General features: G+C 35.9%; 1 protein-coding gene. It reads right to left on the minus strand.

Features of this window, described 5'->3' with window-relative positions; translation table 11 throughout:
- Window positions 1-43 precede the first annotated feature (43 nt).
- The coding region (locus tag ACX6CF_RS26340; protein WP_458788353.1) for a carbohydrate-binding protein at window positions 44-237 on the minus strand (194 nt) is incomplete at its 5' end.

Raw genomic sequence — 237 nt, forward strand, 5'->3', positions numbered from 1 at the left:
GCAAGCAGCTTGGCTTTGGGTCAAGCTGCTTGCTTATCTGATTCTAATTACTGAACTTAAACCAATCGAAGTTACCTACACCATAATAATCTTTAAAAACAATATATATATCATGTGTGCCACTAGCTCCTACAATATTTATTGATTGTTCTTCATATGTGTCAAATGCACCTGTTGCTTGAATAGTGAAAGTTCCTATTAGGGTACCTGTAGTACTATCAAGTCTTACTTCAGCTC

It is taken from the genome of Vallitalea sediminicola (assembly GCF_054408565.1).